Below are 6,949 nucleotides of genomic sequence, written 5' to 3'. Positions count from 1 at the left end.
GCATTCATTTTCATATAGTTGTGCATGTTATTCAAGGAATATCATGTTTGTTTTCTTAATAAAGGTATTAGGGGAATATTCAAACAGACCCTCGGCAGGATAAATATATTAAAACTAAATTGACCGAGAAGAAGGGCTCACCTCAATCAGAAAATTCCCTCCCCAAAAGGGAAAGATCACTTTTATCAAAAAGGCCCTGCGAAGACTCTGTTCCAAAATCTAGTGATTTTTTCATTTCTTGATTGAAAATCTGAATTCGAAAGAAGAATCCCGTTTTCATCAAAATCAATATTCGACATCTAAAGACTTCAATCCCAAAGTTGTATCTCAGGGATGGTGACCAATTACAAAATCTAGTGATTTTTTATTTTATGTTCGTCACTGGATTTTGATACTGAGTCCCTGCGAAGGGCTCCCTATAAATCTGCAAGTTCGCAAAAAGTAACCTTGTGTTCAATTTCTTTTATAAATTTACTGATCGAATCTTTTCGAGTATAAATTATCAAGTCATTCATAGCTCTTGTTACAGCAACGTAAAAGAGCCTTCTTTCTTCCTCATATCTATCTCTTTTACGTGAAAGAATTGCTGGTTCAAAAATATCGGGATTTTCTATTTCACAGGGAAAACCGTATAAATCTTCCACCACATCCAGCAAGAAAACGACTTTAGCTTGTAAACCTTTGCTCTTATGCACTGTCATGAAAGGTACTTTGTTGGGGTTTTTATTCCCATCAAAGGAAATAGGAACATTTTGAATTTCAGCATACTCCATTAATTTATTCATCATCTTGAGATTTTTCCCAATTCTGGATAAAAGTAGAATATCTTTTGCTTCATAACCTTCATCAAGATAATATTTTATTGAATTAATGCAGTGATTAGCAATTTGAGAATAGTATAGATTTGTTGATTTTCGATTACAGTTTGAAACGTAGATTTTTACAGGACTTTCAGCAGCGTTTTTAGCAATAGTCTCTTTTTCTATCTGTGAGCCTCTATTATATTTTATAATTTCAGCACCTGTATCCACTATAGACTTACAACTTCTGTAATTTATGGAAAGGTCAGTTCTAGCCGGATGGTCAAAGTATTCACTGAAGTTGACAAAAAAGTTAAGGTCAGATCCTGAAAAACCCATTATGCTTTGCCAATCATCGCCCACACAGAATAATTTACATCCATTGTTTTTCTTCATAAGTTCACGTATAAACTCATATCTTTGAGCACTTATGTCCTGATATTCGTCAATTAAGATTTGGTCAAAAGAATTTCTATATAATTCTTGATTCTCTTTCAGTTCCTTTACAGCAAGATTGATCATATCAGCAAAATCAATCTTATTTTCAGCTCTCAACTCATTTTCATAAATCTCATAGATATCTAATGCAATCTTAGCAAATGCTTTTTGTTTTGCAGACCATCTTTCAGTTAGTAACCTTTGTTTGAGATTTTCTGGAGGCAGATTGTACGTTTTAGCAATTGTTATGAATCGGCTGATATTGAAAGAAAGACCTTTAACAGATTCTTTGCATCCATAGTTCACTCTATTGACAAGTTGCTCATAAGGAACAGGAGTGAACTTAAAATCTTGATCAGGATGCTTTGTTTTTAATGCCTTTGTCATTCTTTCAATCAAAATTTTCTCAAAATTATCCCCTTTGAATTCGAAATTTGTAATTTCCACAAGATAATACTTATCTTGTTGCAGAAACTTCTCTATTTTTCTCTTCATACCTAGTTTGTATTCTTCTGATGCATTTTTACCTTCAAACCAATCTGGCACTTTTCCATTTTTGTCTATCGCCCAATGCTCAAGGTAAATGTCATAATCAGGAAAGAAAAAATCGGGTTTTGGAATCTTTCTATTACCGCTAGTATCGGTATATGCCATCCATCGAGCAAGACATTCATAAATTATTTTGACTCTTTCCCCGTTCAGATTGTGACTAATAAAAAAGTTCAGTATAACCCTTTCAGCCTCACTTTTTACTTTAGTTCCATCAAGAGCAGTATATGTTAAATTCACCATATATTTGTAAAACTCTTCTTTTTTATCAAAGTCTTCCTGGCTCTTTATTATCTCATTGTCATGATAGAATCTCATATAATCTACAATTTTCTTCTGGAAATCTTCGTTTATCTTTCTAAGATCGAATAAGTACTCAATGTAATTCGAAAATTCTCTGTCAAAACTAGAACCTGAAAACTTTAATTTTAGAATCTCTTTTCCTGAAACTTTGCTCTCTTCTTCCAAGATTTTCTTTCCCAATGAATGAAAAGTTCTGACTTCCGCATCTTCAATACCAAACCTTTCTTTAAGTCTTTTTTTAACCTCTTCAGCAGCTTTATTCTGATAAGCAAGAATGAGTATCCTTTTTGCATCAACCTTATCTGGTTCTCTTTCTGTTAGATAAGCTGTTCTTGTGATCAGTACTTCAGTTTTTCCAGAACCAGCACCTGCTACAACTAAATTATGTGTATCATCAGTCACTACGGCCCTTTTTTGTGAGTTATCTAGAGGAAAAGAAGATTTCTGGAATAAATAATCATACTTCTGGATTCTTCCCTGTATAAATTGCTCATTGTCATATCTCTCAAACTCACTCAATAAATAGGAAAATTCTGTTATTGACTTCATAACAAAGTTATTTGATGGTTCATCCAGAAGTTTACTTTTGATTTTAAAAGAAGAACAGGTATTTAGGCAATTTTTGCAAATACCAATTAAGTTCTTTCTTTCATGATAAATCAAATAGGTCTCTTTTCTTGTATTGTATAACTCGTGCTTTAAATATAATTCAGATATATCCTTTCCAATATTTTCTTTTACTTCTTCGCTTATGGTTCCTTTTTCTATTTTTAAAATTTTATTTCTGACTTCCAGAATTTCGGTTATGCATATTTCGTGAATTCTTTTTAATGAATGTGTAATTGGAGAGATAATCGATAAAATAAATGGCCTTAGTTTACCTTTTCTAAATCCTGAACAATTCTCGTTTCTATTACCTAAAACCATCTCAACGCCTTCTAGGAACTTAAAAGAAAAACTGCTGCATAGGTTGATACGTATGTTTATACACACATAGCATAAAAATTTAGGCTAAGGGGGAGGATGTAAACTTTAGATAAATAAATGAGGTATGAATTGCGTTGATAGAAGACTTTTCCATTTCGTATTCAACGATCCAGTTTTCTGAAAGATCTCCTTAATCCATAACTCATCTGAAAAATGTTGCTTGAATCCGAAAATTCCCTCCCCAAAAGGGAAAGATCGCTTTTAGCAAAAAGGCCCTGCGAAGGATTCCTTACAAAATCTTTTAAATTTAGAAAACTCGCGGGTTTTCAATCTCACTTTCATTTTACAACTATGTTTGGGGAAGATTTCAGTGGACCGCCAGCCGGAGAAATATATTAAAACTGAAATAAACGTGAAAAAAGGTCCACTTCAGTCACAAAATCCCTTCAAAGTGAAAGATCACTTTTAGCAAAAAGACTCTGCGAAGGGCTCCTTCTAAACTCTATTTGAATCTGCAAAAATCGGGGATTTTCAATTTAACTTTGATTTTACGAATGTATTCGGGGAAGAATTCAGCAGATCATCAGCAGTAAAATATATTTCAATTTAGATTATTATCTATTCGAGTTTTTCAGGAATTCTCTTCTCCAAGCCACTCTTCCCTTGAAATTCGAGCTTGTTTAAGAATTCTTATCAGAAGATCAATTCCGATTGTATTTTTATGTGGATTAGGAATCGTTAAAACAAGATCTCCTTTTCTCATAAAAGGATGCTTTCCGCCAGAATAGGGTCCTTCAAATCCCAGTTCTTGCAATCTTTTAACAAAGGTTCGCCAATCGACAGAGACCAGCTTAGACAACTGCAATATCTCCCGGCTCTTTGATCACATAGTCTCCAATCCGGGGCAGAGGCAGTCCGCTTCTCAATTTGATAACTATCCATTCATCAATGACTTCTTCCAGGTTTCTGCGACATTCTTCAAGTGTCTTGCCTGTAGCCCATACACCCTCAAGTTCGGGAACTTCTCCATAATAAGGTTCTTCATCATCGATTATTTCATATTTTGCCCTTTCAAGAGCCGCGTGGATGTACTGGATGAGCATAATTAAACCTTTCCGAACTGGTATATCTAGTTTTATGCTGTTTAAATCTTATATAGGTTATGCGAATCCGGTTAGACCTGTAAGAATTAAAGTCTTCAATTTCTCGTTTCTTAACAAGACTTACGGAACGTGCTCGGGGAAGGTTCAAGCAGTCCGCCGGCCAGAGAAATATATTAAAACTGAATTGGAAATGAAAAAGATTTAACCCTCCTCCTTTAGTAATTATAAATACTACAACCGCAAAATACTATGATATATCAAGAAGGAATCCAAACAGAGCCTGAATAAATGCTGGAAAACCGAAAAGAAGCTGACATTTACATTCGGAAACTTCATGAAATGCTTCCTGAGCTTAAAGAAAAGTACCATGTCAGTTACCTGGGGATTTTTGGGTCTTACATAAGGGGAGAGCAAAAGTCAGGAAGTGATCTTGACATACTCGTTGAGTTCAGCAAAACCCCTACTATTTTTAAATTTGTCAACCTTGAAAATTACCTTTCGGATGCTCTGGGTATTAAGGTAGACCTTGTTATGAAAGATGCATTAAAGCCGAATATAGGTAGACATATCCTGAGTGAAGTTAAAGCTGTTTGAAGAGGGATTAAAATTCGTGAAGTAAAATACTGTATCCAGGATATCTATGACGCAATGGAAGCAGCAGAAGAATTTATTAACGGCTGGACACTTGAAGAGTTTACCGAAGATCGTAAAACCCAGTTTGCAGTCGTTAGGGCTCTGGAGATTATTGGTGAAGCAACAAAGAATGTCCCATTTGAAATCCGTGAGAAATATCCCTCTGTTCCTTGGAAAGATCTGGCTTGAACGTGAAGAAAAGTTCACTTAAAAAGGATATTCCGAATCTTTTGAATTTTAAAAAAAGTAGAAAAGAAATAAGTGTTGATGTAAACTTAATTACACAAATTACACTTAGTATCTGCGGTTTTCTCTGGGTGTCCTGTGGTTAGGAAGACAATCCCTGCAATAAACCGGTCTTTCTGGGTCAGGTTTAAAAGGCACTTCGGTTTCAACACCGCAATCAGAACATTTTGTCTTGTGCATTTCTCTTGGAGCGCCGAAATTAGAATTTCCTCTGAAGTTTCTGTCATTAAAAGCCATATTTGTTTCACCTTGTTTTAGTTTTTAGTTTTTGTTAATTGTTTGAAAATAAGATTGTATAGACTCTTTAATTAAAAACAAAAATTGGTTTTTAATAACAGATTATTATACGTCTCTTTATTTGTCAACACACGTACATGGTACTTAAAATATATAAATCTATCTATGAATAGAAGCATAATATCAAATGAGAACAACTTCTAAGTACGGTTTGCAGAGTAGATAACAGCCTATTTTCTGATAGCTCCTGAAAACAGAATTCAGTTAACAAGTCTTCACTTAAATAGGGTCCTCCAAAATCAGTGTGTAAAATGAGGATTCAGAATGCTTATTTTAGGAAATAAATATATAACCAGAGTTCCCCCAATAAAAGTACATTCTTAAAATTCAATTTAGAGGAAAATCAAAGTTGCGCTGGCGCACCCCGCTGCAAGCAACGGGGTATGTTCGCGCCACCGCTCAAAATTCCGTTAAAGGAAATAATAACCCTAAACAATTTAGTGTGAGCAGAAGTTAGTAATCGAAAATGGAATTGAGAAATTTTATTATTATCAACGGTTACCGGGGAAGTTTCCATCCCCGCAGCAAGCTAGCGGGGTATTCGACTGAAATCACATTTTTTTGAAATTATGGCAACTAACTCCGTTTTCGTTTTACAAAATAAAATGTTGAAAATAAGGGCTAAAAAAACCTTAAAATAAAAGTTAAGGATATTTAATTTCTTTAATGGAAAATAAATTCTTTATCATCTGTACTTTATTGGGGGAACACTAGCACCATATCCAATTCACGAGATAAGGCTTATTAACCCTTGGAAAATGAATCATTTTTTGAGGACCCTATCACTTAAAACAATCCTCCAATAGAAATGAATTAGTTTGATCAAAAAATAGAACCTGCAAAGGACTCCTCCTAAATTTGCAAAAATCGTAGGTTTCTAATTTAACTTTGATTTTACAAAATGTATTTGAGGGAAGATTCCAGCAAACCGCCTGCGGGAGAAATATATTAAAACTGAATTGAATGTGAAGAAGGGTCCACTTAAATCACAAAATCCCCAAAAGGAAAAGATCACTTTTAGCAAAAAGGCCCTGCGTAGGGCTTCTTATGTTTGTTAAGAAAATATCTGCAAAAATCACGGGTTTTCAATTTCACTTTGGTTTCATAAATGTACTCGGGGTATATTTAAGCAGTCCGCCGGACTCTGTTCCAAAATCCAGTGATTTTTGCATTTTTGATAGAAAGTCTTAATTAGCAAGAAGAATCCAGTTTTTATCAAAATCGATATTCGCTATCTAAAGACTTGAATCACTAAGTTGTATTACATGGATGGTGACCATTTATAAAATCTAGTGATTTTGAGTTTTACATTCATCACTAGATTTTGGTACTGAGTCGTCCGCCGGCAGGAAAAATATATTTCAATTGAATTGGAGCCTGTCCCAAAACCAATATAATGCCAGAATAGGAGTTATAATATTGGCGGTAATAGTAGATTAGATAATGTTTTGGGATAGGCTCTTGGAATAACTGAGAGGATTTCATTCCCTATTTGGGGTTCAGTTTCAGATGGCTCCTATGAAAACAAGATTCGGTTAACAGATTTTCAACTTAATCTGAAAACAGTCCAAAAAAGAAAAAATCAATTTTAATGAATTGATAATCCATTTTTATCCGATTGATGTTTTAAAACACCTGAATGTTAGCATTTCC

Annotated in this window: 6 protein-coding genes; 2 read left to right on the top strand and 4 right to left on the bottom strand. The window is 34.2% G+C overall.

The genetic code is table 11. The features are described from left to right. Positions 1 to 416: 416 nt before the first annotated feature. The 3 genes from ASJ81_RS07380 to ASJ81_RS07365 all read right to left on the bottom strand — a co-directional run bounded on the left by ASJ81_RS07380 (position 417) and on the right by ASJ81_RS07365 (position 4,120). Entirely contained in the window at positions 417 to 3,017 is a 2,601-nt protein-coding gene (locus tag ASJ81_RS07380) for a UvrD-helicase domain-containing protein (RefSeq protein ID WP_095643922.1), read from the bottom strand. A 631-nt stretch (positions 3,018 to 3,648) separates the two neighbouring features. Then, positions 3,649 to 3,876: a type II toxin-antitoxin system HicA family toxin gene (locus ASJ81_RS07370; protein WP_095643920.1), complete on the bottom strand. Its 228-nt coding sequence runs from the start codon at positions 3,874 to 3,876 to the stop codon at positions 3,649 to 3,651. Next, positions 3,869 to 4,120, bottom strand: a complete 252-nt coding sequence (locus tag ASJ81_RS07365) for a type II toxin-antitoxin system HicB family antitoxin (RefSeq protein WP_095643919.1) — start codon at positions 4,118 to 4,120, stop codon at positions 3,869 to 3,871. Before ASJ81_RS07365 ends, ASJ81_RS07370 begins: the two co-directional genes overlap by 8 nt. A 288-nt stretch (positions 4,121 to 4,408) precedes the next feature. On the opposite strand from ASJ81_RS07365, the gene ASJ81_RS07360 reads away from it, so the two are divergent. Both ASJ81_RS07360 and ASJ81_RS07355 read left to right on the top strand, forming a co-directional pair. Continuing rightward, positions 4,409 to 4,714, top strand: a complete 306-nt coding sequence (locus tag ASJ81_RS07360; RefSeq protein ID WP_095643918.1) for a nucleotidyltransferase family protein — start codon at positions 4,409 to 4,411, stop codon at positions 4,712 to 4,714. Between the two features lie 54 nt (positions 4,715 to 4,768). Continuing rightward, positions 4,769 to 4,942, top strand: a complete 174-nt coding sequence (locus tag ASJ81_RS07355; protein WP_095643917.1) for a HepT-like ribonuclease domain-containing protein — start codon at positions 4,769 to 4,771, stop codon at positions 4,940 to 4,942. Positions 4,943 to 5,047: 105 nt separating this feature from the next. Here ASJ81_RS07355 and ASJ81_RS07350 read toward each other — a convergent pair whose 3' ends face one another. Further along, complete coding sequence (locus tag ASJ81_RS07350) at positions 5,048 to 5,236, bottom strand: CxxC-x17-CxxC domain-containing protein (RefSeq protein WP_095643916.1); 189 nt, start codon at positions 5,234 to 5,236, stop codon at positions 5,048 to 5,050. Between the last annotated feature and the right edge of the window lie 1,713 nt (positions 5,237 to 6,949).

The organism is Methanosarcina spelaei (genome assembly GCF_002287235.1).
GTDB lineage: Archaea > Halobacteriota > Methanosarcinia > Methanosarcinales > Methanosarcinaceae > Methanosarcina > Methanosarcina spelaei.
The sequence above is the reverse complement of the archived record's forward strand: the minus strand, read 5'-3'. Positions and strand labels throughout refer to the sequence as shown.